The sequence below is a fragment of the Pseudomonas sp. TE3895 genome, assembly GCF_056278855.1.
In genome coordinates this window covers 3890454-3913708 of record NZ_JBWBQE010000001.1, presented here as the reverse complement: position 1 = coordinate 3913708, position 23255 = coordinate 3890454, and the positions used below count along the sequence as shown (strand labels likewise).

The 23255-nt window shown below is 58.4% G+C and carries 20 protein-coding genes; 8 read left to right on the top strand and 12 right to left on the bottom strand.

The window, feature by feature from the left end; translation table 11 throughout:
* Positions 1–58 precede the first annotated feature (58 nt).
* The 3 genes from ACZ889_RS17545 to ACZ889_RS17535 are packed head-to-tail and all read left to right on the top strand — an operon-like array spanning position 59 to position 4286.
* Positions 59–1567 carry an efflux transporter outer membrane subunit gene (locus tag ACZ889_RS17545; protein ID WP_180688057.1) on the top strand — a complete coding sequence of 503 codons (1509 nt, stop codon included), beginning with the start codon at positions 59–61 and terminating at the stop codon, positions 1565–1567.
* Positions 1564–2754, top strand: a complete 1191-nt coding sequence (locus ACZ889_RS17540) for an HlyD/EmrA/EmrK family protein (RefSeq protein WP_180688058.1) — start codon at positions 1564–1566, stop codon at positions 2752–2754. The genes ACZ889_RS17545 and ACZ889_RS17540 overlap by 4 nt, the downstream gene beginning before the upstream one ends.
* Positions 2755–2765: 11 nt before the next feature.
* Positions 2766–4286 carry an MFS transporter gene (locus tag ACZ889_RS17535; protein ID WP_476257625.1) on the top strand — a complete coding sequence of 507 codons (1521 nt, stop codon included), beginning with the start codon at positions 2766–2768 and terminating at the stop codon, positions 4284–4286.
* 81 nt (positions 4287–4367) lie between these two features.
* Here ACZ889_RS17535 and ACZ889_RS17530 read toward each other — a convergent pair whose 3' ends face one another.
* Positions 4368–4994 carry an alpha-ketoglutarate-dependent dioxygenase AlkB family protein gene (locus ACZ889_RS17530; protein ID WP_180688060.1) on the bottom strand — a complete coding sequence of 209 codons (627 nt, stop codon included), beginning with the start codon at positions 4992–4994 and terminating at the stop codon, positions 4368–4370.
* A gap of 226 nt (positions 4995–5220) precedes the next feature.
* Between ACZ889_RS17530 and ACZ889_RS17525 the strand changes: the two genes are divergently transcribed.
* The 3 genes from ACZ889_RS17525 to ACZ889_RS17515 are packed head-to-tail and all read left to right on the top strand — an operon-like array spanning position 5221 to position 7598.
* The gene (locus ACZ889_RS17525; protein ID WP_180688061.1) at positions 5221–5649 is read left to right on the top strand and encodes a MarR family winged helix-turn-helix transcriptional regulator; all 429 of its coding nucleotides are present in this window, start codon (positions 5221–5223) and stop codon (positions 5647–5649) included.
* Between the two features lie 50 nt (positions 5650–5699).
* Entirely contained in the window at positions 5700–6956 is a 1257-nt protein-coding gene (locus tag ACZ889_RS17520) for a M20 family metallopeptidase (RefSeq protein ID WP_180688062.1), read from the top strand.
* 6 nt (positions 6957–6962) lie between these two features.
* A complete protein-coding gene (locus tag ACZ889_RS17515; protein ID WP_180688063.1) occupies positions 6963–7598 on the top strand; it encodes a trimeric intracellular cation channel family protein in 636 nt (211 codons plus the stop codon).
* Positions 7599–7647: 49 nt separating this feature from the next.
* On the opposite strand, the gene ACZ889_RS17510 is transcribed toward ACZ889_RS17515, so the two are convergent.
* A complete protein-coding gene (locus tag ACZ889_RS17510; RefSeq protein ID WP_180688064.1) occupies positions 7648–8574 on the bottom strand; it encodes a LysR family transcriptional regulator in 927 nt (308 codons plus the stop codon).
* Positions 8575–8772: 198 nt separating this feature from the next.
* Here ACZ889_RS17510 and ACZ889_RS17505 point away from each other — a divergent pair, with 198 nt between their 5' ends.
* Positions 8773–9099 carry a hypothetical protein gene (locus ACZ889_RS17505; RefSeq protein WP_180688065.1) on the top strand — a complete coding sequence of 109 codons (327 nt, stop codon included), beginning with the start codon at positions 8773–8775 and terminating at the stop codon, positions 9097–9099.
* 36 nt (positions 9100–9135) lie between these two features.
* On the opposite strand, the gene ACZ889_RS17500 is transcribed toward ACZ889_RS17505, so the two are convergent.
* The 6 genes from ACZ889_RS17500 to ACZ889_RS17475 all read right to left on the bottom strand — a co-directional run bounded on the left by ACZ889_RS17500 (position 9136) and on the right by ACZ889_RS17475 (position 16804).
* Positions 9136–10260 (bottom strand): glycerol dehydrogenase, encoded by a 1125-nt coding sequence (locus tag ACZ889_RS17500; protein WP_476257624.1) that lies wholly within the window; start codon positions 10258–10260, stop codon positions 9136–9138.
* Between the two features lie 62 nt (positions 10261–10322).
* Positions 10323–11105, bottom strand: coding sequence for a (S)-acetoin forming diacetyl reductase (locus ACZ889_RS17495; protein ID WP_047602776.1), 783 nt, complete (start codon positions 11103–11105; stop codon positions 10323–10325).
* Between the two features lie 93 nt (positions 11106–11198).
* Positions 11199–12530: a carbohydrate porin gene (locus tag ACZ889_RS17490; protein ID WP_180688067.1), complete on the bottom strand. Its 1332-nt coding sequence runs from the start codon at positions 12528–12530 to the stop codon at positions 11199–11201.
* Between the two features lie 101 nt (positions 12531–12631).
* The gene (gene gabD / locus ACZ889_RS17485) at positions 12632–14080 is read right to left on the bottom strand and encodes an NADP-dependent succinate-semialdehyde dehydrogenase (RefSeq protein WP_476257623.1); all 1449 of its coding nucleotides are present in this window, start codon (positions 14078–14080) and stop codon (positions 12632–12634) included.
* 101 nt (positions 14081–14181) lie between these two features.
* Positions 14182–15852, bottom strand: a complete 1671-nt coding sequence (locus ACZ889_RS17480; RefSeq protein WP_121783468.1) for a flavin-containing monooxygenase — start codon at positions 15850–15852, stop codon at positions 14182–14184.
* A gap of 151 nt (positions 15853–16003) precedes the next feature.
* On the bottom strand, positions 16004–16804 hold the full coding sequence (locus tag ACZ889_RS17475) for an SDR family NAD(P)-dependent oxidoreductase (protein WP_476257622.1): 801 nt from the start codon (positions 16802–16804) through the stop codon (positions 16004–16006).
* Positions 16805–17120: 316 nt separating this feature from the next.
* On the opposite strand from ACZ889_RS17475, the gene ACZ889_RS17470 reads away from it, so the two are divergent.
* Complete coding sequence (locus ACZ889_RS17470; protein WP_061203294.1) at positions 17121–18989, top strand: sigma-54-dependent Fis family transcriptional regulator; 1869 nt, start codon at positions 17121–17123, stop codon at positions 18987–18989.
* A 46-nt stretch (positions 18990–19035) separates the two neighbouring features.
* Here ACZ889_RS17470 and ACZ889_RS17465 read toward each other — a convergent pair whose 3' ends face one another.
* From ACZ889_RS17465 to ACZ889_RS17450, 4 genes are read right to left on the bottom strand one after another with little or no spacing between them, the layout of a single operon-like run.
* Positions 19036–19965, bottom strand: a complete 930-nt coding sequence (locus tag ACZ889_RS17465; protein WP_476257621.1) for an electron transfer flavoprotein subunit alpha/FixB family protein — start codon at positions 19963–19965, stop codon at positions 19036–19038.
* A complete protein-coding gene (locus ACZ889_RS17460) occupies positions 19966–20715 on the bottom strand; it encodes an electron transfer flavoprotein subunit beta/FixA family protein (RefSeq protein WP_180688069.1) in 750 nt (249 codons plus the stop codon). It abuts the gene before it with no gap.
* A 60-nt stretch (positions 20716–20775) separates the two neighbouring features.
* Complete coding sequence (locus tag ACZ889_RS17455; RefSeq protein WP_180688070.1) at positions 20776–22014, bottom strand: CaiB/BaiF CoA transferase family protein; 1239 nt, start codon at positions 22012–22014, stop codon at positions 20776–20778.
* A 26-nt stretch (positions 22015–22040) separates the two neighbouring features.
* Positions 22041–23243 carry a 3-oxoadipyl-CoA thiolase gene (locus ACZ889_RS17450; protein WP_180688071.1) on the bottom strand — a complete coding sequence of 401 codons (1203 nt, stop codon included), beginning with the start codon at positions 23241–23243 and terminating at the stop codon, positions 22041–22043.
* Between the last annotated feature and the right edge of the window lie 12 nt (positions 23244–23255).

Here is a 23255-nt window from a genome sequence, read left to right as displayed (position 1 = left end):
TTCATCCACCACTCACGCCGACAGGCGCAGGCCTCTTTTAGCGTCAGAGAATCCCGTCATGAACACCAGAAAACACCAGGCTAGTGCAGGGGTTGCAGCCACCTTGCACCCCAGCAAGTACATCTCGGTTGCCCTACTATTAGGCGCCCTCTCCGGCTGTGCATTCAGTGACCTGACAACCAGCGCCCATATGAGTGAGCCACAAGGCATGGAGCAAACCCTCGCCGACAGTGACCTCAAGTTGTCAGCTGCTGCGTGGCCAAGCGAAACCTGGTGGACGAGTTACAACGACGCACAGCTGAATGTGTTGGTCGCGCAAGCGCTGTCCGGTAGCCCCACGCTGCGTGCCGCGGCCGCGCGCGTGCATCAGGCCAATGCGCTTGAAGACATACAGGGGGCATCGTTGCTGCCTAATGCCGAAGTGGGCATGAGCGTTACTCGCGAACGCTTTAGCTCGAACGGCACAACGCCGGCGCCGGCAAAAGGAACTTGGCAGAACGTCCATCAGGGGACGTTCAACCTGAGCTATGAGCTGGACTTCTGGGGTAAAAACCGCGAAGCAGTGAAAGCTGCAGTCGGTCGCCGTCGTGCATTGGAGGTCGACGAGCGCGCTGCAGCACTCATGCTCTCCACTTCAGTGGTGCAGGCCTACATCGCCTTGCAGGACAACTATGAACAACTCGATCTGGCTCAAGCACTGCTGGATCAGCAGGAGCAGATCGAGAAATTGACCCAGCAGCGGTTCGAAGCGGAACTGGGTACGCAGATCGACATCAAGCAATCTCAAGCGGCACTTCCTGCCAGCCGGGCGAACATCGCTGCGCTGAGGGAAGTGATCGAGCTCAACCAGAACAAACTGGCTTCGCTTTTGGGTAAAGGCCCGGACCGTGGTCGAACGATCACACGGCCACGCATGCGTGCGAGCAGCACCGTGACCCTTCCAAGCAATCTTCCTGCGGAGCTTATCGGCCATCGACCCGATGTCGTAGCCCAGCGCTGGCGAGTAGAGGCGTCAGGGCATGAGATCGAAGTCGCCAAGGCGCGTTTTTATCCCAATGTGAACCTTACATCGTTCATTGGCATGCAGAGCCTTGCATTCGACACCTTCAACGACCACAGCAGTCGCATCCTCGGGGTCTCCCCTGCTATCAGTCTGCCAATTTTTGAAGGGGGCCGCCTGCGTGGCAACCTCGATGCACAGAATGCAGCCTACGACCTCGCTGTTGAGAACTACAACCAGACCGTCATCGATGCGCTGCGAGACATTGCTGATCAAATTGCTTCCCTGCGTTGGCTGAAGGAACGCCTGGCTCAACAAAATGAGGCTGTCGCTACGGCACAGGCGGCCTCGGACTTGGTGAATAGTCGCTACGCGGCAGGTTTGGCCACTTACCTGCAGGTCCTCGCCACACAAAACGCCACGCTGGCCGAAAAACGACAACTCGTCACTTTACAGTCTCGCGCACTTTCCTTGCAGGCGAACCTCAGCCGAGCACTGGGGGGCGGATATAGCCCTCAAATTCAACCTGATGCCGACGTCACCTCCACAGCAGCCAAAAAATCATGACCAGTAAAACACCTGCATCCGCTTCCCCAGAGCAAGCTAAACCCTCCCGTTCCCCGCAGCTGCTGTTGGCGCTGGCCATCGTGCTGCTGTTAGTAGCGCTGGGTATCTGGTACGCGACCCGTATGGGCGCGGAGTCTACCGATGATGCCTACGTCGAGGGCAATATTGTTCAGGTCACCTCTCAAGTCAGTGGCACGGTGACGGTCATCAATGGCGACAACACGGATTATGTTGCCGCTCATAGCCCGCTGGTAACACTGAATCCTGTAGATGCCGAAATCCAGTTCGAGCGCACCAAGTCGAACCTCGCGCGGGCGGTACGTCAGGCGCGCACTCAGTACTATCAGGTCCAACAACTGGAAGCCGAGGTCAGCCAACGTAAGAACGACGTCCGTAAGGCACAGGACGATGTGCGGCGACGCAATCAGCTAGCGTCCAGCGGTGCCGTATCCCGGGAAGAAATCAGCCATGCTGAGGAAGTTTTGAAAAACGCTGTGGCTGGCCTTGAGGGAACCCAGCACGCCCTGGCGGTGCGCCTGGCCATGGTCGATAACACCACGCTGCGCACACACCCTGAGGTGCTTGTGGCCGCGAGTAATTTGCGCGATGCCTACATCGCGCTGCACCGCACGCAGATCAGCTCGCCAGTCAGCGGGCTCATTACCAAACGGAGTGTACAGGTAGGCCAACGGATCAACCCCGGTGTGGCATTGATGTCGGTGGTACCGGTCGACCAGGTCTGGGTCAACGCCAACTTCAAAGAGTCTCAGATTGAAGACTTGCGCATTGGCCAACCGGTCGAGCTTCGCGCCGACGCTTACAGTCGTAACACCGTCTTCCACGGCACGATCGTAGGGTTGGACGCCGGCACAGGTAGCGCTTTTTCCCTGATGCCTGCGCAGAACGCAACGGGCAACTGGATCAAGGTGACCCAACGCGTCCCCGTGCGCATAGCCCTGGATGCCAAGGAAGTAGAGCGCCATCCGCTGCGTCTCGGCCTGTCCATGCGGGTATCGGTTGATACAAGCGACCAGACCGGCGCTGTGTTGAACACGACCAGCCCTACCCGTCCCGCCTACAGTACTTCCATTTTCGACAACGAACTCAAAGACGCCAATCAGGTGGTTGAACAGGTAATCAGTGCCAACGAAGATCGCGGGCGTAACAACCAACACGTCAACCTTTGACGAGGGGCATCATGTACCGAAAAAATGCTGCCCTGCTCATTACGGTTGGTTTGCTGTGCGCCCTGGAGTATTTGCAAGCCGGAATGATTGCCTTCGCCTCTGCGCCGATACGCGGTGAAATCGACGCCAGCCCAGAAGAGTTCACACTGATCACGGCACTCTATGCATGCATTGCCGTTGTTGTGATTTCCAAGCAACGGTGGCTGGTGGAGAGGCTTGGCTGGCGCAACTTTATGCTGGGCTCCATTAGTATCTTCGTCGTGGGCGCGCTGGTCTGTGGGATGAGCGATGACTTGACGACATTTACCGTGGGTAGGGTCATCATGGCGTTGGGGGGCGCATCGTTCATGACGTCCGCCCGCCTGATGGTCAATTTCTTGCCTCCAGGCCTCGGGCGTTTCATCGGTGTAAAAGTGTTTGCGACCGGGCTGGCCATCGGCACCGCTTCTGCACCTTTCATTTCATCCATGGTGGTGATTGAAGACACTTGGCATGCGATTTTCTGGGTGCTCATCACAGGCGCTTTGGTTGCAGGGTTGCTGGGAATGCGCTTTTTGCCAAGCGCCCCAGCTCCGATCGACGATCGCACCCCCTCGACGCCGGCGAACATCCTGCTGCTGTCCGTGAGCAGCTTCTTTTTGTTGTACGTGATGCAACGCTCCTACTACGACTTCTATAACGAGACATTCATTCTCATCGCATTCTCGCTGTTGGCGGCGCTTGGGCTGTATATCTTCTTCCACGCAGAACACCGCAAGGACGCTCCCTTCCTCAAGGTCAGGGATCTCATGCAGCCACGCTATCTACTCGGTGTCGCGCTCTTCTGCTTCACCTACGTGGTATTGGGCGCCAACAACTACATGCTGCCGTACTTTCTGCAGACAGGCCTTGGCTACTCCTGGGACACCATAGGGACATTTCAGGCTTTTGGGCTCGGTGGCGCGCTGGGCACGTGGCTGGTCATGGCCATGCTCATCCCCAAATTCCCTGCCCCCAAAAAATTCTTCCTTACAGGTTTCGGCGCGCTGTCGGGATTTGGCTGGCTTATGTCATCCATTACAACGGACGCCAACATATGGTCGAACATTCTGCCGGCGTTGTTCCTGAACGGCTGTTTCGTGATGCTGGTATTGGCCACGGCCGCCATGCAGACGTTTCGCGATGTCACCCATCACGACACGCTGTTCGCCCACGCCTACCAGATCAAAAGCATGCTGGGGCAGATTGCCATGGCCATGGGCACAGCATTGGCCACCTTGTTCCTGCAATGGCGTACGACACTCCAGTACAACAATTTGAATGGGCACTTCAGCGCCGGTGACCCGGTGTATCTTGAGCAGTCGCAGCACCTCGCGCAGGCCCTGACACCTCAGGTGGGTGCTGCTGCGGCGAATCAGATTTCACTGTCGATGCTGACGCAAAGCCTTCATCAGCAGTCGACCCTGGTTGCCAGCATGGAGTACTTCTGGTTCGTAATCGTTGTTGCAGTGGTGGCGCTGGGGGTATCGGCCGCGCAAAAGACCTTCAGATAACTCAAACCTGAAAGGCGGGCTGAGATCCTCGGGCGTCATGATCTATTGTGCAGATAGGCTGGCGCGGCGCAGAGGATCCCCTCAGGTCCAATCTTCGCTTTCCGGAAAGTCACGAAAGGTCAAACTGATTCGTGGCCCTACAGGTCTGGATGTCCTCATCACGGCATGCAACCAGTAGCGCTGGGTATCCCCCTTCATCACGATCACCTGCCCGTGCTGGAGGAAAATGGCTCGACGCTCGTCTAGGAGCTTGTGCTTGAACGCAAATTTGCGCTCGCCGCCCAAACTCAACGAAGCAATTACACTGTGCGGGCCCTGGGCTTCAGGGTCACTGTGCCACCCCATTCCCTGGCTGCCATCTTGGTAGCGATTGAGTACACAACTGTTGAACTTGGCACCGCTCAGTTGCTCCATTCTGTCGCGGATGGCGTCAAGCACAGGCAGGTCCCATCGCTTGGCCTCACGCAGGACACCCGAATGAAAATACCGGTAGGGTTGATCTGCGTACCAGGCTACCTGCCTGCCGCTGGTGATTCGTTGGCCCGCGATCAGCGCAGTATCTGCCTGCCATGGCACATGCTGTTGAAGCTGGCGCAGCAATTCATCGGCTTCACGCTTGGCAATGACCAGGCCCAAGTCATGAACCTGACCATCGCACGGCAATAAATTCAGAGACTCAGCTTGCGCTAGGAATAGATCTGCTTGCATGCACTTCCGAGGTTTAGAGAACGGCAGGCAGCCGCCAAACACCGGATTCTAATTTCCCGCGGGATTCTGGATTACCGCCTGTTCTGTTTGGACAGTTGAAACTCAACGCATGGAGTCACGCGTAGACAGCTTGAATCGATAGATGGGGCCAGGACACCCTGTCGAAATATAGTTGAAACTTTCAACCATATGGTTATGCTCTGGTCATCGATCTGGAGCATTCGTAATGTATTCCGATTTTTTGAATTTCAAACTGGACATGGCCAGCGCCCTGCTCATGGAGCGTGCCAACGCCGTGTACCGCCAACACTGGGACCTGGATGTACGCGGCCTTCGTGTGCTGCGGCTCATCCAAGCCCACCCCGATGTCACCCCCAAAGACGTCTCTACGCTCGCAATGCTGGAAAAAACGCTGCTGTCAAAGACACTGGCGCTGCTGGAATCTCGCGGTTTGATTTCACGCCACCCCCACCCCGTCGACCGACGCAGCGTCGGCTTGCGTGCGACGCCCGCCGGCACCCAGATTGCCGACGACTCTTCGGTAGTGGGCGCCGAGTTGGAAGATCAACTCGTTCGTGCTCTGTCGCTCAAAGAACGCCAGGCGCTGGACGGTCTGCTCTCAAAGCTAGTGGATAACCTGCTACCCACCGACTGACGCTTCAATCCCCCCACACCCTGCCCTCTTTTTACGTGAAGGAGTACCTCATGTCGTCCCTGAAAAAGTTGATCCCATCACTCGACAGTCTCTTACCGGAACTGGAAGAGGTCTACAAAGACCTCCACCGCCACCCTGAATTGTCGATGTGCGAGTTCCGTACCGCTCAGATCGCAGCCGACTATCTCGAGCGCTTTGGCTATGAAGTCACGCGTGAAATGGGTGTGACCGGCGTGGTGGGTGTATTGCGTAATGGGCCCGGGCCGGTGGTCATGCTGCGCGCGGATATGGACGCACTACCCATGGCGGAGAACACGGGGCTGGCATATGCCGCGGATGTGGTCACCCGCAACGAGGATGGAGTGGAGGTGCCGGTATGCCACTCCTGTGGCCACGACATGCACGTGACGTGGCTGATGGGCGTGGCGCGGGTGCTGTCTGAGCACCGTGACACTTGGCGAGGCACCGTCATGGCGGTCTTCCAACCTGGGGAAGAAGTGGGCATCGGCGCACAAAGCATGGTCGACGACGGCATGCTCGAGCGCTTCCCAAAGCCAGATATCATTCTCGGCCAACACGTCATGGTAGGGCCTGCCGGTACCGTCGGGCATCGCAGCGGCACCATTCTTTCAGCGGGTGACAGCCTCAAGATCAAGCTTTTCGGCCAGGGTTCGCATGGCTCTCAACCCCAGACCTCGATCGACCCGGTGATCATGGCGGCGTCGACAGTCCTGCGCCTTCAAACCATCGTGTCTCGTGAAATTTCTCCTCTCGATCAGGCAGTGCTGACCGTAGGCTCGATGCAAGCAGGCACCAAGGAGAACATTATTCCTGACGAAGCCACGCTGAAACTGAACATGCGCACCTACGACGAGGGGGTTCGCGAGCACATGCTGGGCGCCATCAAACGTATCTGCTGCGCCGAATGCTCGGCATCCAACGCACCGCGTGAGCCGGAATTCACCACACTCAATCGTTACCCCTTGACGGTAAACGACGCCAAGGCCTCCTCCCGTCTGGCTGAGGCATTTGGCACCTGGTTTGGCGAGCGCGCTTATGAAACAGCACCTGCGGCGGCCAGTGAAGACTTCAGCGTATTTGGCCGGGCATGGCAGGTGCCTTACGTGTTCTGGTTCGTAGGCTGCACAGACCCGGAGGTCTACGCGCAGGCTAAAGCCAAAGGCCAGATCAACAGCATCCCCAGCAACCACTCCCCCAAGTTCGCGCCGTTGTTGCACCCTACCCTTCGTACGGGTCTTGAGAGCATGCTTTGCGCGGCTTTCGCCTGGTTCGGCGATAACGAGTAACAGCCCATGGATGGTCACCTGATCTACAGTGTGCTCGACCTGCTCGGCACGTTCGCCTTCGGCGTAAGCGGTGCGGTCGCTGCCCGGCAACAGCGTCTGGACCTGTTTGGCATCGTGACCATCACCTTTCTGGTCGCTTGCGGTGGCGGCATCATGAGGGACTTGTGCCTGGGTGCCCTGCCTCCTGCCGGGCTGTCGAACTGGCGCTATTTGGCAGTTTCCTTGGCTGCAGCACTCTGGGTTAGCTGTGCCTATCCGAGCGTATGTCGGATGAAGTCACCGGTCCAACTGTTCGATGCGATAGGGCTTGGGTTGTTTGCGGTTGCAGGCGCGAAGAAGGCTCTGGCGGCCCATGCCGGGGCAGAAGTTGCCCTTGTGCTGGGAATGGTCAGCGCCACAGGCGGAGGGGTGCTTCGTGACATCTTGCTTTCCCGTGTACCGAGTATCCTGCAGCGTGAAATCTACGCCTGCGCAGCATTGGCCGGTGCCGGGGTCGAGGTTGCCCTCAGCTATCTGGACGTCAGCTCAGCGTGGGGGTCATGGCTGGCTGCGACGGCGTGTATCTGCCTTCGTCTTGCTTCGCTGCGCTTCGGCTGGCGCTTGCCCGTCAATCGCAACGATATCAACGAGCAGCAGCGCTAGAAACGATGCGCACCTGTGGGGCTCGCACGGGGCTCCACAGACGCGCCCGTCAGTTTGCCTCAACCAACTCGCGCACGCCGCTCATGTGCTGCTCCAGCTTGCTCCTCAACCAGCGCTCCGCCGGATCGCTATCGGTTGTGCTCAGCCATACCATTGCCAGCTCCAGGGGAGCCGTTTCAAAAGGCAGCGGCTCAGCTGTCAGATTCCCCCAGCCTGTCAGTGCCTGGGCAGCGTAATCAGGGCAGCAGGCAAGCAAATCGGTATTGGCAAGAATGGAAGGCAATGAGCTGAACTGCGGAACTGACAAAACAACCTTTCGGGTCCGATTGATTTCTTTGAGCCAGTCATCTACCACCCCATGAACATTGGCAGTTGGAGAAATCTGCACATGCGGCCGCGCGCAGAACTCATCCAGGGACAGCGGCGTCTGGGATGGGTCAGCCCTCAGCACACGCGCTTGCATCGTGCGTAGCACTTTGCGTTTTGCGTTCGCCGGAAGGCCTTTGGTCTGGCTTATACCCACGGTGACTTCACCAGATGCCAGCAGGTCGGGAATACGCCAGTAGTCGACATGCTGAACAACGATCACGATATGGGGGGCCTCCACGCGCAGCGCTCTGAGCAGCGGAGGTAGCAACCCCGACTCCACATCATCCGACAAGCCGATCCGGAACGTCATCTTGCTGGTTGCCGGATCAAAGTCATGTGCAAGGCTCAGTGCGACGGACATGGCATCCAAGGCAGGTGTGAGATGTTTAATGACTTCCTCAGCGCGGGCTGAGGGTTCCATACGATTACCGACCCGAATCAGCAGAGGGTCATTGAACATGGTCCTTAACCTGGCCAATGCAGCACTTACAGTAGGCTGAGCCAGAAACAGTTTCTCTGCCGCACGCGTGAGGTTGCGCTCCTGCATCAAGGCTTCAAAAACGACCATCAAATTGATGTCAGCCTTTCTCAACTCGTTTCGGTTCATGCACCTCTTCCCGCTGCTCGTAATCCGAAAGTAACAACCGCCCATGCAGTTTCATCGCGAAGCTGACAGCTCTAGAGCAGACTATCACCTCAGGTAATAGTCATCATCATCCTTCATGTGTTCCGTCTTGTCTGGGCAGATGGATAATGGCTGATTTCAATTGCACTGACCGCAGGGCAAAACCAGGAAATCAGGAACATGCGAGCCTTTATCATTGTTGGCACGGCCTTCGCCCTTTCAGCCGTTGCCGGATGTTCATCGACACCAAACGAACCTTCGCTCACGCTGGACACACAAAAATCCCCTGAGGCGTACACCGCTTGCCTGGTGCCAAAGCTCGAGGAAAACGCCTTCAGGCCAACCCTTTCGCAATCTGACCGTCACTACAAAATCGTCATGCCCAGTGCTGTGGCCGCGGACAATGTGATCGAAGCCTACAAGGCATCATCTGGCGGGAAGGTTTTTGTCTATCAACGCAGCCTGTTGGCCCACGGGCTTTTGCAGGCGGCCAGGGACTGCGTTTGATTCGCAGCCCCTGGCCTGCTGAGTCAGCTCACCAGATCAGCCCTGAGCTTTCTTCGTCTTGAAATCACGCAGCATTGCGTCAGTGGCGATGATCGCGTCGTACACCAACTCAGGTGTGACAGCGAAAGGCATGTTATGAACGGTGTCGTTCACGTCGCATGCAGCTTGCGCGACTTGTCTCCATTCATGCTCCCTGAATGTTTTCAATCCCAGGTCTTCGAGGGTCAAGGGCAGCCCAACGGATATAGCGATATCGACAACCTCTTCGATCTCCGCCATCGGGGCTGCCTCCAACACCAGTTGGGTGAACAAGCCAAACACCACTTTCTCACCATGCTGCGCGCCATGAAGGTCATGGACCAACGTCATACCGTTGTGAATGGCATGCGCTGCTGCGCACCCGCCAGACTCGGCCCCAACGGCGGACATGTAGATGGTTGCTTCAATGGTGTTTTCCAGTGCCGCCGTGATGGTCTTGCTGTTGACCGCGTACATGGCCTGCGCCGCGTACTTCCTGATGGTCTCATAGCAGGTCCGGGCGATTGCGAAACCCATCAGCGTAGGCTTGAGCATCTTCCCATCGTTACCCAGCACCAAGTTATCGCGTTGCGCGGCAAAGCAGGCCCTGGCCTCGAAATAAGTAGCCAGGCCATCACCGACACCGGCGGCGAAAAACCGCGGTGGTTGCTCTGCAAGAATGCGTGTGTCCGCCAGCACAAGGTCGGGGTTCTTGGCGAGGAACAAATAACGATTGAATGAACCGTCATCGTTATAAATGACTGAAATGGCGGTACACGGCGCGTCGGTCGAGGCCAATGTCGGTACGATGAGCACAGCACGCTTCAGATAGTGTGCAACGGCCTTGGCTGTATCCAGTGTCTTGCCGCCGCCAATCCCAACGATGTAGTCGGCATCACCCGCCGCCTCGACATGGCTGTCTATCTCGCGATCAGAACACTGCCCACCGAATACGCCATAAGCTGCAGACTGCTCGTCAATGAAGCCTGGCAACGCGTTTTGCTCGACCCTGGTCATGATGAACTGATCGCAAATCAGATACGCACGGGCTCCATAAGCCCTACCATGTTGCGCCAGATCGCCTAACGCATCAGCTTGCATCAGAAATTTTGTTGGCGATGCAATGCCCTTGATCACACTCATGCGACACCCTCTCAACTAGGCTGTTAAAGGCACCGCTCACCTGGATGAGCGGTAAGCACGGTTCAGTTGAAGACCATTCCGCCGTCGATGATGACAGCCTGGCCAGTCATGTAGTCAGAGTCCGGCCCGGACAAGAACGATACGCAGCCCGCCACGTCCTCCGGCCGAGAAAGCCTCTTGAGCGTGATGTGCTGAGCAAACTGCTCCATTCCCCACTCGATGCTCTGGTTGGCATTTTCAGCGACGTCCTGGGCGACTTTGCGCATCATTGGCGTATCAACGATCCCAGGGCAGTAGGCGTTGACCGTAATCCCCAGAGGGGCCAACTCCCTGGCTGCCGTCTGGGTGATGCCGCGTACCGCGAATTTGGTACCGCCATAAACTGCGAGATCGGGGTTGCCGATATGCCCGGCCTGGGAGGACGCACTGATGATTTTCCCTCCGTGCCCCAGGGCTTTGAAGGCTTTCACGGCGGCCTGAATGCCCCACAGAACACCGCCTACATTGATGTCGAAGGTCTTTCTGTACACCTCGGGCGTGATGGATTCGATAGGTGCAATGGGTGCAATCCCCGCATTGTTGATCACCACATGCAGGTCGCCCAGGCCGTCGACTGCCTCTTGAACGGCTTTGAAGACGTCATCGCGATCAGCTACATCGACTTTGAGTGCGAGTGCCCTGCCCCCTTTCGCATTGATTTTGTCAGCGACCTGGTTGGCGGTTTCGATGTTCATATCGGCACAGGCCACCGAAAAACCATCCGAGGCCAAGCGCAAAGCGATCGCTTCACCGATACCTTGGCCAGCGCCAGTGACAAAAGCGACTTTCCCTTGGGATTTACTCATTTTTATTGTCCTTCTCAAGTGTGGGTGGGAATGCGTACTGCAAGTACTCATGACGTCGATTCGACGATAGAGTATTGAAAAGCGCCATACACGCTAGAAACTCGCCTGGACTTTCACGCCAGCTACCCAAGCGTTATCAACTTCATAGACACCGCCCGGATTACGTACGTACTGGAGGTTCGGGCGCACGGTGAGCCAGTCAGTCACATGCACCCCGTAGTTGAGCTCTATGTTGTATTCGCTGTGTTGCACGGGCACGTAGCGCGGGTTGTCGTAATCGTCGATACCGCTACTGTCGTTGATCAGGCGCTGGGAGCGGGTAACGTCATCGTTGACTTTCAGGCGAGCGATACCTAGGCCGATATCATCCTTGGGACGGGCATTGAAAGGGCCTTTGTAAATCACCCCAATGTTCTGAAAGCTTTCAATGCCACTGGTGGCCTTATCGTGGACGGTCAAACTGGCAAACACGCTCAAGCCGCGGGTTGCATCACCTGCATGGCTGGTGAGTTGCTGCTGGCCTATGAGCCAAGCGCCATGCTTGCTGTTGCGGGTTTTTGGCGGCAGGCCAGTCAGCGCTCGTGGTGCGCCGTTGATATCCTCATCCAGGTCGTCTGCCTTGGCGCTGCTGTGGTAGTAGCCCAGGCGGTACTCCCCGGGTAGGCCTTCGCGGCCCAGTTTCGGCATCCAGATCACCTCTACCGGGATCAGTGCTCCCTCAGTGCCGCTACCACTGAGCTTGAACCCATTACCTGTGCTCAAGTTGGAAGGGTTTTGCTCGTAGACGCCGATCTGCAACGCCCATCGGTCACTGATGTTGTAACGAACGCGCGCGCCCCATTGGCTGACCGGACCGCTGTACCAGACGTCTCCCGCAACGTTGCCGATCGGCGCACTGCAGAATGAGAGACTTTGGAAATCGCACGGAAAGCTGGCGAAGTCTTCGTTCACGCCCAGCCGACCGATTTTCAAGTCCCAGGCACGGTCGAAGAACTTCTGCCGATACCACATCTGCGTGAGGCGCCAGGTTTGCCCCCTGCCCCAAACCTCCTGCACCGAGCTGAGCTGCGGGGCACGTGGATCGGCGATGCGTTCGTTGGACAGGTTGTTGCCATTACGTTCCGTTACCAGCAGTTGAAACTCGGCATCGTCCCAGCCCAGCAGTTTCTGCAGGTCCATATGCGTACCGAGGGCCCACTGGGCGGTATAGCGCGCGGTACGGTCGTGGTTGTAACCGCCCTGTACGTTACTGGCTGCTTCGCCCACGTAGCCGACGATGACGTCCACCCCCTGCTCGCGAAGTTCGGTACGTAACCCTCCCCAATCACCCGTACCCCACTGAGAGGCAGGGTCAGAGGCATAAGCAGGTAATGCGATGCACGAAAGGAGACCGAGCCCCAACGGCAGCTGCCTAGAGAAATTCATGTCGATTGTCCTTGTTTTTATAGTGACGACACAGCCTTGCCTGGGCCGCAGATCTCTATACCTGCGGCCTGAATCAATGCGTTGATTGAATGGAAAACGGGTCAGATGCCTGCGAGGCACAGGTATTTGATCTCGAGATAGTCCTCAAGCCCGTACTTGGAGCCCTCCCGCCCCACGCCTGATGCCTTGACGCCACCGAATGGCGCGGCCTCGGAACTGATGATGCCGGTGTTCACGCCAACGATGCCGTACTCCAAGGCTTCGCCAAGCCTGAATACGCGGCCAAGGTTGGCGGTGTAGAAGTAAGCCGCGAGGCCAAACTCAGTATCGTTGGCCCTGGCAATGACCTCGGCGTCATCATGGAAGCGGAACACCGGCGCCAGCGGGCCGAAAGTCTCCTCCTTTGCCACCCGTGCACTGGAAGGCACATCCACCAGAATGGTCGGTTCGAAGAAGTTTCCCCCCTTCGCATGCACGCCTCCACCTTTGACGACCTTGGCGCCTTTGGCCAGGGCATCTTCGATGTGCTCATGAACCTTGGCGACCGCCTTGCCATCGATCAACGGCCCAAGGGTCACTCCGTCGGCAAAACCATCGCCGACCTTCAACGCTCCGACCGCTGCAGCCAGCTTGTCGACGAAAGCGTCATACACCTTGTCGTGCACGTACAGGCGGTTGGCACAGACGCAGGTCTGCCCAGCGTTACGGAATTTCGATGCCAGCGCGCCCTCTACCGCCGCGTCGAGATCAGCATCATCGAACACGATGAAGGGTGCATTACCCCCTAATTCCAAGGAGACTTTCTTGATGTCCTGGGCACACTTTTCCATGATTTCCCGGCCGATCGCGGTCGAACCTGTGAACGAAATCTTGCGCACTATCGGGTTGCTGGTGAGTTCCTCGGCGATCTCAGCGGCTGCCCCCGGCACCACGGACAGCACACCCGGAGGTATCCCGGCCTGCTCGGCCAGATACACCAAGGCCAGGGCCGAGAACGGTGTCTGCGAAGCGGGTTTGATGACCATGGTGCAGCCAGCTGCCAGCGCCGGCCCGGCTTTGCGGGTGATCATCGCGCTAGGGAAATTCCACGGTGTGATGGCGGCGCATACACCGACCGGTTGCTTGAGAACCAACAGTCGCTTATCGGCGGCCCCTGGAATCACATCGCCGTAAACCCGCTTGGCTTCCTCCGCGTACCACTCGATGTACGACGCGCCGAAGGTAATTTCGCCTAGCGCTTCACCCAGCGGTTTGCCCTGCTCCAGGGTCATGATCTGGGCGAGATCTTGCTGGTTCGCGATGATCAGGTCGTACCATCGCCGTAACGCGTTGGCGCGATCCTTGGCGGAGCGCTCACGCCAGGCGGGGAGCGCACGTTCGGCGGATTCGATGGCGCGCCGTGTCTCGGCCTTGCCCATACGCGGGACCTGACCGATGAGTGCACCGGTCGACGGGTTGAGCACGTCGATAGTGGCCTGATTATCAGCAGCCAGCCACTCCCCATCGATATAGGCAAGTTGACGCAACAGTTGGGGATTATTCAAATTCACTGCAGAAACTCCTTATACGGCGCCATGGCGTCCGCTCTGCACTGGCCTGCGCGGTCGCGACAAGCCAGTACAACCGATGTAATCAAATGCAGGGGGCTCGATCAGCGCAGTGCTTTTTGCACTGGCGTGTCCGCTACGCTGACAGCCTTGAATTTGAATCCGCGGTAGTCGTCGTTCTTCACGGCGGCCAGTTGCTCACCGAAGGCCCCCAACCCGCCCATGTAGAAGTAGACCTTGTTGCTTTTGCCTGGAATGTTGGCGCCGAAGATCCAGGAGTCGGTCTTGGCGAACAACGTCTGATCGGCAATCGCTTGGCAGGTCGCCCCCCATTCTTGTTCGCTTTGCGCAGTGGGCTCGACACAGGCCAACTCGTTCTCTTCCATGAAGCCGATCAGATCCGATACCCACTCGACTTCGGTCTCGATGGTGGGCGGCAAGTTCGTGAAAGGACCGTTAGGCCCCAGAATCATGAACATGTTAGGAAAATTGGCGGTCGCTACAGAGAGGTAGCTCGAGGGCCCATCAGCCCAATGATCCTTCATGGAGACATCGCCACGCCCGCGGATATCGATGCGCTTGTAGTTGCCATCCACGGCATCGAAGCCTGTGGCGAAGACCAAGACATCCAGTTCGTGCTCGACACCATCCGCAGTGCGAATGCCCTTGGCCGTAATCTCTTCGATGGGGTTGGCCTTGACGTCTACCAGCGAGACGTTAGGTCGGTTGAAGGTGGCGTAATAACCACTGTCGCAGAGCGGACGCTTGGCGTAGAGGTCGCGGGGCATTAGTTTGCGCGCCGTTTCCGGATCTTTGACGATTTCGGCGATCTTCTCGCGAACAAAATCCTGTGCGGCGATATTGGCTTCTTCATTCACGGCGATGTCGTTGAACGTCTGGAACATGTAGCGGAAACCACCGCCAAAGTCCCAAGCGCGCTGGAAGATCGCTTTGCGCTCAGCAGCATCGACACTCATGGTAGGGATATCGCTTTCTGCGAACCCGAATGCGAGCCGAGAACTGCGAACTTCCTTCCAGATCTCGTCGTAATTACGCTTGATATCTTCAACGTATTCCCGGCTGACCGGCCCATTTCCGACCGGTACAGTGTATTGCGCGGAGCGCTGGAACACCGTCAGTTGGCCAACCGTCGGGGCGATCGCTGTGATCACTTGGCACCCGGTAGAGCCGGTGCCAATCACGCCCACACGCTTGCCCTCCAGTGCAGCATCCTCTGGCCAGTTGGCGGTGTGGTACATGTGTCCCTTGAACTGGTCCAGGCCTTTGATCTTCGGAACATTAGTGGCCGACAGCAGGCCCAGCGCGGTGACCAGGTATTTGGCACTGTAATGATGGCCGTCGTCAGCAGTGACCAACCATCGATTGCTGTCCTCATCGAACACCGCCTGGGTGATACCTGTTTCCAGCTGGATATCGCGGCGCAGATCGTGGCGATCCACTACATGATTGAGATAGGACAAAATTTGCGGTTGGGTCAAATAGCGAGAGCTGAAGTCCCACTCCTGGCACAGCTCGCGATCCCAGGAAAAGCAATAAACGAACGACTCACTGTCGGACAGCGCACCGGGATAGCGATTCCAGAACCAAGTGCCACCGATACCGCCAGCCTTGTCGAACGCGCGCACTTTCAAACCCAATTCATCGCGCAGTTTCTTGAGCATGTAGATACCGCCGAAACCTGCGCCAATCACGATCGCGTCGTAGTGAATAACGTCGGTGCCAACGGAACGTTTAGCCAGAACTGTACTTGTCATTATGTTCTCCTGTTTCGATCAGAGCGCCTGCAGAGATCACGGCACGAAGGCCCGAACCTGCAGGCAATAAGTCCCCGCCTCCCTGAGCCATCGCTCAAGAAAGTTCATCCTTACTGTGTGATTGGCGACCCAAGGCGGGCCGCAGGATCGGCTAGAGCGAGAAGCCGCCGTCCACGGCAATGGCCTGGCCGGTGACGTGAGGCGCGCATGCCAGATAAACCGATAGCTGGCCCATGTCCTCCACGGTTTGTGCTTCCCCTTGAGGCAGCAAGCTGGACTGATGGCGCTCCCAGGACTGGATTTCGGTTTCGCCAGGTTGGGCCCAGCGGGCCGACAGCCCTTCATCACCGCGCCACATCCCGGTGCCCACCACACCAGGGCAAAGCGCATTGACCGTAATGCCCTCGCGCGCGACTTCCTTGGCGAATGCATTGCTGAAGCCGATCACGGCGAACTTCGAGGCGCTGTAATGGGAAAGATCTGGAAAACCCACTTTGCCGGCGATCGAGGCCAGATTGATGATGCGGCCGAAATTGTGCTCGCGCATCAGCTTGAGTTCGGCCTGACAGCACAGGAAGACGCCACGGGCGTTGATATTCATGACGCGGTCCCATTCGCCGACGGCCAACTCCTCGACTCGGCCAAGGCTGACCACGCCAGCATTGTTGACGGCCACATCAAGGCGGCCAAATGCCGACCTGACCTGTTCGATCATGCCGGCCACGCTTTCGGGCTGGCTGACATCCACCTGGAGGGCAACTGCACGACGACCCAAAGCACGAACATTGGCTGCGGCTTCTTCGGCAATACCGATATCGTAATCGGCCAGCACCAGGTCAGCGCCGGCGTGGGCAAGGCTCATTGCGATACCTTGACCAATCCCACGTCCAGCACCCGTCACCAATGCGACCTTGCCAGCCAGGGAAAACTCGACAGCTTTGAATTGGCTCATTTGACGCCTCTCATGTTCATTATTGTTGTTGAGACAGAGCCGTCTCATGCGGCTCGCTGAAACAGTAAGAGCAAGCCCAATGCCAAGATTGATAAAACGGCCCCAAAAGCCCGTGCCAGACAGCTCAAGGTTCGAACATGGCGTGTCACGGACGCGTTCGATTCAACACATAACGTCTCTCGGGCCCCGACTCCCCCTGCGAACACTGAGATGTTATGTCTCATATCACCCGGTCAGCCGATTCAGCTTGAAGGGCACTGCCGTCCGGCCTTTAATGGACTTCTCAAAAAAATAAGATCCAATCTACGGAGGTTCCATGTCCTCTGGCTTGTCAAAGGTTCACGTCGAGCATGTGAATCGCGTATTGCGCACTGCCGAACACGCACCGACGCTGCCGGTGCCCAATGTCATCCTTGATTCCTGGCGCCGCTCGGCGCAGCACTACAAGCTCGACCCGGGTGGACTGCACGGCCCCAGGGTGCTTGAAGCCCATCAACTGAATGAGCATCGCGAACGGGTTGAAGATTTTTTGCAGCTTGCCGCGAATGAAATCTCGCGGCTTCACAGCCGAGTGCGGGACGCCGACTATTGCGTGATGCTGACCGACACGCTGGGTTGTACGGTTGACTACCGAATCGAGTCGAACCTGCGCAGTGAGTACCGCCGCGCTGGCATGGATGTCGGCACCTGTTGGTCTGAAGATGAAGAGGGCACCACGGCGGTATGCGCCGTGTTGATCGATAAACTTCCTGTCACGGTGCACAAACAAGATCATTTCAGAGCAGCATTCATCGGCAACACCTGTTCCGCAGCCCCGATCTTTTCACCCAACGGTGAGCTACTGGCAGTGCTGGATGTCTCGTCTGTGCGGGCGCCCGATGATCGGCGCAGCCAACATCTGATTCGGCAAATGGTTATCCAGAGCGCCAGCGACCTGGAAAATGCCTACTTCATGTACAGCACCCAAGACTTGTGGGTACTGCGTGCGCACCCGCTGCCCGGTTACGTTGACAGCCAGCCATTGTGCCTGTTCGCGTGGGATCGCGATGGCCGGATCGCAGCACTCAACCCTGCCGCACGACGCCTGCTGATTCAGCGTTGTGGGAAGGTTCCTGCACATATCGACGAGGCCTTTGCGTCCGTGCAACTGCCCGCCGCAAGTGATGACAACATCCATTTCCTGCCTTCGATGGGGCTACATGTGCGGCTCAAGGCCCCCCGCCGCCCGGTTGCGGTGTCGGTGGCAAGCGATCTGTCGTCGGCACTCGACCCCAAGGTGGCGCAAGCACTCGAACTGGCAGTGCGAGTCAAGGACCGGGGGCTTCCGGTCTTGCTTCATGGCGAAACCGGAGCCGGCAAAGAACACTTTGCCATGCAGTTGCATAGAGCCAGTAAACGTCGCGACAAGGCCTTCGTCGCCATCAACTGCGCTGCCATCCCTGAGAACCTGATCGAAAGCGAACTGTTTGGATATGCGGCGGGGGCGTTCACCGGAGCCTCAAGCAAAGGTATGCGCGGGCTGTTGGTGCAGGCTGATGGCGGTACGTTGTTTCTGGATGAAATCGGAGATATGCCGCTCACCTTGCAGACTCGGCTGCTTAGGGTCTTGAGCGAGGGCGAAGTCGCGCCACTGGGCGGCGCACGGCCGCAGGCGATTGATATTGAAATCATCTGCGCCAGCCATCGCGATATCGCTACGCTGGTGGAAACGGGCGCCTTTCGTGAAGACCTGTTCTTCCGCTTGAGTGGCGCGCGTTTTGATATACCGCCGCTGCGCGAGCGCAAAGACAAGCTGGCGCTGATCACCAAGTTGCTGGATGAAGAATGCGAACGTTCTGGAGAGCGCCTGGAACTGAGCGAAGCGGCACTTGAGTTGCTGCTGAATTACAGCTGGCCAGGCAACATGCGGCAGTTGCACCACGTGCTGCGATACGCCTGCGCCGTGTGCAAAAGCCACGTCATCTGTGTTGAGGATCTTCCCACCTCGCTGAGTGTCGCGGCCCCCGCCAAAGGTGCACAGACCGCCTCTGGCAGCCCTGAACGCCAGGCCCTGATCGACACGTTGGTGCGCAACCGCTGGAAGCCGCTGCTGGCCGCACAGGAACTCGGGATTTCTCGCGCGACACTGTATCGCAAGGTGAATATGCACGGCATCAAAATGCCGGGCAAGGGCTCCTACGACTAACGCTCACCCGGCGTCACTGCCACTGACGCCTGGTGTTCTTTTGGGCCTAGAGGGCCTGTTGTAGCGCAGGCACGGCTTCGAACAGGTCAGCGACCAGGCCGTAGTCAGCCACCTGGAAGATCGGCGCTTCCTCGTCCTTGTTGATCGCAACGATCACTTTGGAGTCTTTCATGCCGGCCAGGTGCTGGATGGCGCCGGAGATACCGACGGCGATGTACAGCTGTGGCGCAACGATCTTGCCGGTCTGGCCGACCTGCATGTCGTTGGGCACAAAGCCCGCATCGACCGCGGCGCGCGAGGCACCCACGGCGGCGCCGAGCTTGTCGGCCAGGCTGTACAGGTGCTTGAAGTTGTCACCGTTGCCCATGCCGCGGCCGCCGGAAACGACGATCTTGGCAGCGGTCAGCTCTGGGCGGTCGGACTTGGCCAGCTCTTCACCGACGAAGGTGGAGATACCGGCGTTGTGCGCAGCGCCAACGGCTTCAACAGCAGCCGCGCCACCTTCGGCCGCCACGGCGTCGAAGCCGGTGGTACGCACGGTGATGACCTTGACCGCAGCGCTCGATTGCACGGTGGCAATGGCGTTACCGGCATAGATCGGGCGCTTGAACGTGTCGGCGGATTCGACCGAGATGATCTCGGAGATCTGGTCCACGTCCAGCAGCGCGGCAACACGTGGCAGGATGTTCTTGCCGTTGGTGGTAGCCGGGGCCAGCACATGGCTGTAACCCTTGGCCAGCTCGACGATCAGCGGCGCGACGTTTTCCGGCAGGACGTGGGCGTAGGCGGCGTTATCAGCCACCAGCACCTTGGCAACGCCAGCGATTTTGGCAGCGGCTTCAGCAACGCCACCGACGTTCTGGCCTGCGACCAGCACGTGCACATCACCACCGATCTTGGCGGCTGCGGCGACAGTGTTCAGGGTGGCCGGGGCTACGGCGCCGGCCTCGTATTCAGCGACAACCAGGATAGTCATTTAGATTACCTTCGCTTCGTTCTTCAGCTTCTCGACCAGTTCGGCCACCGATTTAACCTTGATGCCTGCGCTGCGTGCAGCCGGCGCTTCGACTTTCAGGGTCTTGTTGGTGGAGGCGAGGGAAACGCCCAGATCGTCAGGCTTGACGGTCTCCAGCGGCTTCTTCTTGGCCTTCATGATGTTCGGCAGCGACGCGTAGCGCGGCTCGTTCAGGCGCAGGTCGGTGGTGACGATCGCTGGCAGGTTCAGCGATACGGTCTGCAGGCCGCCATCGATTTCACGGGTGACGTTCAGCTTGTCGCCAGCCACTTCAACCTTGGAGGCGAAGGTGCCCTGGGCATAGCCGGTGAGCGCGGCGAGCATCTGGCCGGTCTGGTTGTTGTCACTGTCGATGGCCTGCTTGCCGAGGATGACCAGCTGCGGCTGCTCTTTGTCGACAACGGCCTTCAGCGCCTTGGCCACGGCCAGGGAGTTCAGTTCGTCAGCGGCTTCGACCAGGATGGCACGGTCGGCACCCAGGGCCAGGGCGGTACGCAGTTGCTCCTGGGCAGTGGTCGGGCCGACGGAAACGACGACGATCTCGGTCGCAACGCCTTTTTCCTTCAGGCGTACGGCTTCTTCCACGGCGATTTCGCAGAAGGGGTTCATGGACATCTTGACGTTAGCAAGGTCGACGCCGGAGTTGTCCGCCTTGACGCGAACCTTGACGTTGTAGTCGACCACTCGTTTGATGGCTACAAGGACTTTCATGCATAGCTCCACAGCAAAACAGTGAATCCCTCACGACAGCAGCGTGAGGGGGTAGTGAGATCAGCGCTCACCCAGTTGCTCGATCACACCTAGCGCTTTCAGTTGCGCAAGGCGCTCGTCATCCAGCCCTAGCTGACGCTTGAGAACTTCGTCCGTATGCTCACCGAGCATCGGCGCAGGACGCAGGTATTCCACCGGCGTGCCCGACAACTTGATCGGGCTGCCAACCGTCACGAAATCTGGCTTCAGTGGATGAGGGATAGTGACCAGCATGTTGCGCGCCTTGACCTGAGGCTCGTCCAGGGCTTGGGCGATACTGTTGATCGCGCCGATCGGCACACCGCGGGGGTGCACACGGCTGATCCAATCCTCTGCACGCCCCTCGAGGAAATGCCGCGAGAGGATCCCGATGATCACTTCCCGATTCGCCACACGGTCAGCGTTGCGTGTGAAACGCGGGTCTTCAGGTAGGTGCGGCAGCCCAATTGCCTCACACAGCGCTACGAACTGCGAGTCGTTGCCGCAGGCAATGATGAAGTCCTGATCACTTGCACGGAACACCTGGTAGGGCACGATGTTGGCGTGAGCGTTGCCATAGCGCCCAGGAGGTTTCCCCGAGGCAAGGTAGTTCTGACTCTGGTTACATAAGGTCGCTACCTGTACGTCCAGCAGCGCCATGTCGATGTGCTGCCCCACGCCGGTCTTTTCCCTGCTGAGCAGTGCAGCCTGAATGGCCACCGTCGAATACAGCCCGGTCATCAGGTCGGAAAAGGCAACTCCGACCTTTTGCGGCCCACCGCCGGGCAGGTCATCGCGCTCCCCGGTGATGCTCATCAAGCCACCGATGCCCTGTACGATAAAGTCGTAGCCAGGTTCTGCGGCACGTGGCCCCGTCTGGCCGAAGCCTGTGACGGAGCAGTAGACCAACCGGGGGTTCAATTGCGACAGCGAGGCGTAGTCCAGGCCATATTTGGCCAGAGAACCGGCTTTGTAATTCTCGATCAGCACATCGCAGTCGGTCGCCAGGGCGCGTACCAATGCCTGCCCTTCGGGGCTGGCCAGGTTCAGCGCAACCGATAACTTCCCGCGGTTGGTCGATTGATAATAAGAGGCCTCCGAGGTCAGTTGGTCATGCTGACCTTTCATCCAGGGTGGCCCCCAACCACGGGTATCGTCACCTGCCCCCGGTCGTTCCACCTTGATCACTTCTGCCCCAAGGTCGGCCAGCGTTTGCCCGCACCACGGCCCGGCAAGTACACGGCTCAAGTCGAGCACGCGGTATCCAGTCAAAGCACCCATGTCATTTCACCTTTGCAGAAGCGGCTTTACACGCGTTCGATAACCATTGCCAGCCCTTGGCCGACCCCGATACACAGGCTCACCACGGCGTACCGCTTACCACTGTGCTGCAGTGCCCGCGCCGTGCTCAGCGCCAGGCGCGCACCGGAAGCGCCCAAGGGATGCCCCACCGCAATCGCGCCACCGTTGGGGTTGACCCGCGGATCATCGAAGGCGAGCCCCAAACCTTTCAGGCAACCCAGCACCTGGCTGGCAAATGCTTCATTGATTTCGATGATATCCATGTCCGCCAGTGTCAGGCCGGCACGCGCCAAGGCTTTGTTGATTGCCTCAACCGGACCAACACCCATGATGCGCGGCGCCACGCCCGCAGCCGCGCTAGAAAGAATGCGTGCCATGGGCACCAAACCGTGACGTTCTCCTGCAGCCGACGTGCCGATCAGTAGAGCGGCGGCACCATCGTTGACACCTGAGGCATTGCCAGCGGTGACTACACCCCCTTCGTGCAAAGGCCGCAGGCGACTCAAGGCCGCAATGTCAGATTGTGGCCGCGGGTGTTCATCATGATCCACAAGGTTTGGGGGCGTCTTGCGGCCAGTCGGCACGCTGACACTCAATAACTCGTCGTCGAAGAAACTGCTAGCGCGCGCGGCTTCGTAGTTGGCCTGCGAGCGGGCCGCGAAGAGGTCAGCGTGCTCCCGCCCAATACCGTACTCCTGAGCTACGTTGTCGCCAGTCTGCGGCATGCTGTCATTGCCAAACTCCGAAACGATCTTCGGATTCGGAAAGCGCGCGCCGATCGTACTGTCATACACCGAAAAGTCTCGGCTATAAGCCGCCTCTGCTTTTGCCATGACGAAAGGCGCACGCGACATGCTTTCCACCCCGCCGGCCACGAACAGTTCACCTTCCAGACAGGTGACCGCACGGGCGGCATCGATGACCGCTGCCAAACCACTGGCGCACAACCGATTGACCGTCTGGCCCGGAACCGTTACCGGTAATCCGGCAAGCAGCGCTGCGTGGCGCGCGATATTGCGGCTGTCCTCACCCGCCTGGTTGGTGTTGCCGAGGATCACGTCCTCGATGGCGTCACCAGGGATGGCGTGCCGTGCCAGCAATTCCCGGATCACATGGGCAGCGAGATCGTCTGGTCGCACCGCAGCCAGTGCACCACCGTGGCGGCCGAAGGGCGTACGCAACCCCGCAAAGATATAAGCATCGAGCATGGCAGTATCCTA

Coding starts and splice junctions, on each gene's coding strand:
- ACZ889_RS17545 (WP_180688057.1), top strand. CDS start 59: ATGAACACCAGAAAACACCAGGCTAGTGCAGGGGTTGCAGCCACCTTG.
- ACZ889_RS17515 (WP_180688063.1), top strand. CDS start 6,963: ATGGATGGTCACCTGATCTACAGTGTGCTCGACCTGCTCGGCACGTTC.
- ACZ889_RS17525 (WP_180688061.1), top strand. CDS start 5,221: ATGTATTCCGATTTTTTGAATTTCAAACTGGACATGGCCAGCGCCCTG.
- ACZ889_RS17475 (WP_476257622.1), bottom strand. CDS start 16,804: ATGAGCCAATTCAAAGCTGTCGAGTTTTCCCTGGCTGGCAAGGTCGCA.
- ACZ889_RS17470 (WP_061203294.1), top strand. CDS start 17,121: ATGTCCTCTGGCTTGTCAAAGGTTCACGTCGAGCATGTGAATCGCGTA.
- ACZ889_RS17540 (WP_180688058.1), top strand. CDS start 1,564: ATGACCAGTAAAACACCTGCATCCGCTTCCCCAGAGCAAGCTAAACCC.
- ACZ889_RS17455 (WP_180688070.1), bottom strand. CDS start 22,014: ATGGGTGCTTTGACTGGATACCGCGTGCTCGACTTGAGCCGTGTACTT.
- ACZ889_RS17505 (WP_180688065.1), top strand. CDS start 8,773: ATGCGAGCCTTTATCATTGTTGGCACGGCCTTCGCCCTTTCAGCCGTT.
- ACZ889_RS17450 (WP_180688071.1), bottom strand. CDS start 23,243: ATGCTCGATGCTTATATCTTTGCGGGGTTGCGTACGCCCTTCGGCCGC.
- ACZ889_RS17530 (WP_180688060.1), bottom strand. CDS start 4,994: ATGCAAGCAGATCTATTCCTAGCGCAAGCTGAGTCTCTGAATTTATTG.
- ACZ889_RS17460 (WP_180688069.1), bottom strand. CDS start 20,715: ATGAAAGTCCTTGTAGCCATCAAACGAGTGGTCGACTACAACGTCAAG.
- ACZ889_RS17495 (WP_047602776.1), bottom strand. CDS start 11,105: ATGAGTAAATCCCAAGGGAAAGTCGCTTTTGTCACTGGCGCTGGCCAA.
- ACZ889_RS17535 (WP_476257625.1), top strand. CDS start 2,766: ATGTACCGAAAAAATGCTGCCCTGCTCATTACGGTTGGTTTGCTGTGC.
- ACZ889_RS17490 (WP_180688067.1), bottom strand. CDS start 12,530: ATGAATTTCTCTAGGCAGCTGCCGTTGGGGCTCGGTCTCCTTTCGTGC.
- ACZ889_RS17520 (WP_180688062.1), top strand. CDS start 5,700: ATGTCGTCCCTGAAAAAGTTGATCCCATCACTCGACAGTCTCTTACCG.
- ACZ889_RS17500 (WP_476257624.1), bottom strand. CDS start 10,260: ATGAGTGTGATCAAGGGCATTGCATCGCCAACAAAATTTCTGATGCAA.
- ACZ889_RS17510 (WP_180688064.1), bottom strand. CDS start 8,574: ATGAACCGAAACGAGTTGAGAAAGGCTGACATCAATTTGATGGTCGTT.
- ACZ889_RS17480 (WP_121783468.1), bottom strand. CDS start 15,852: ATGACAAGTACAGTTCTGGCTAAACGTTCCGTTGGCACCGACGTTATT.
- ACZ889_RS17465 (WP_476257621.1), bottom strand. CDS start 19,965: ATGACTATCCTGGTTGTCGCTGAATACGAGGCCGGCGCCGTAGCCCCG.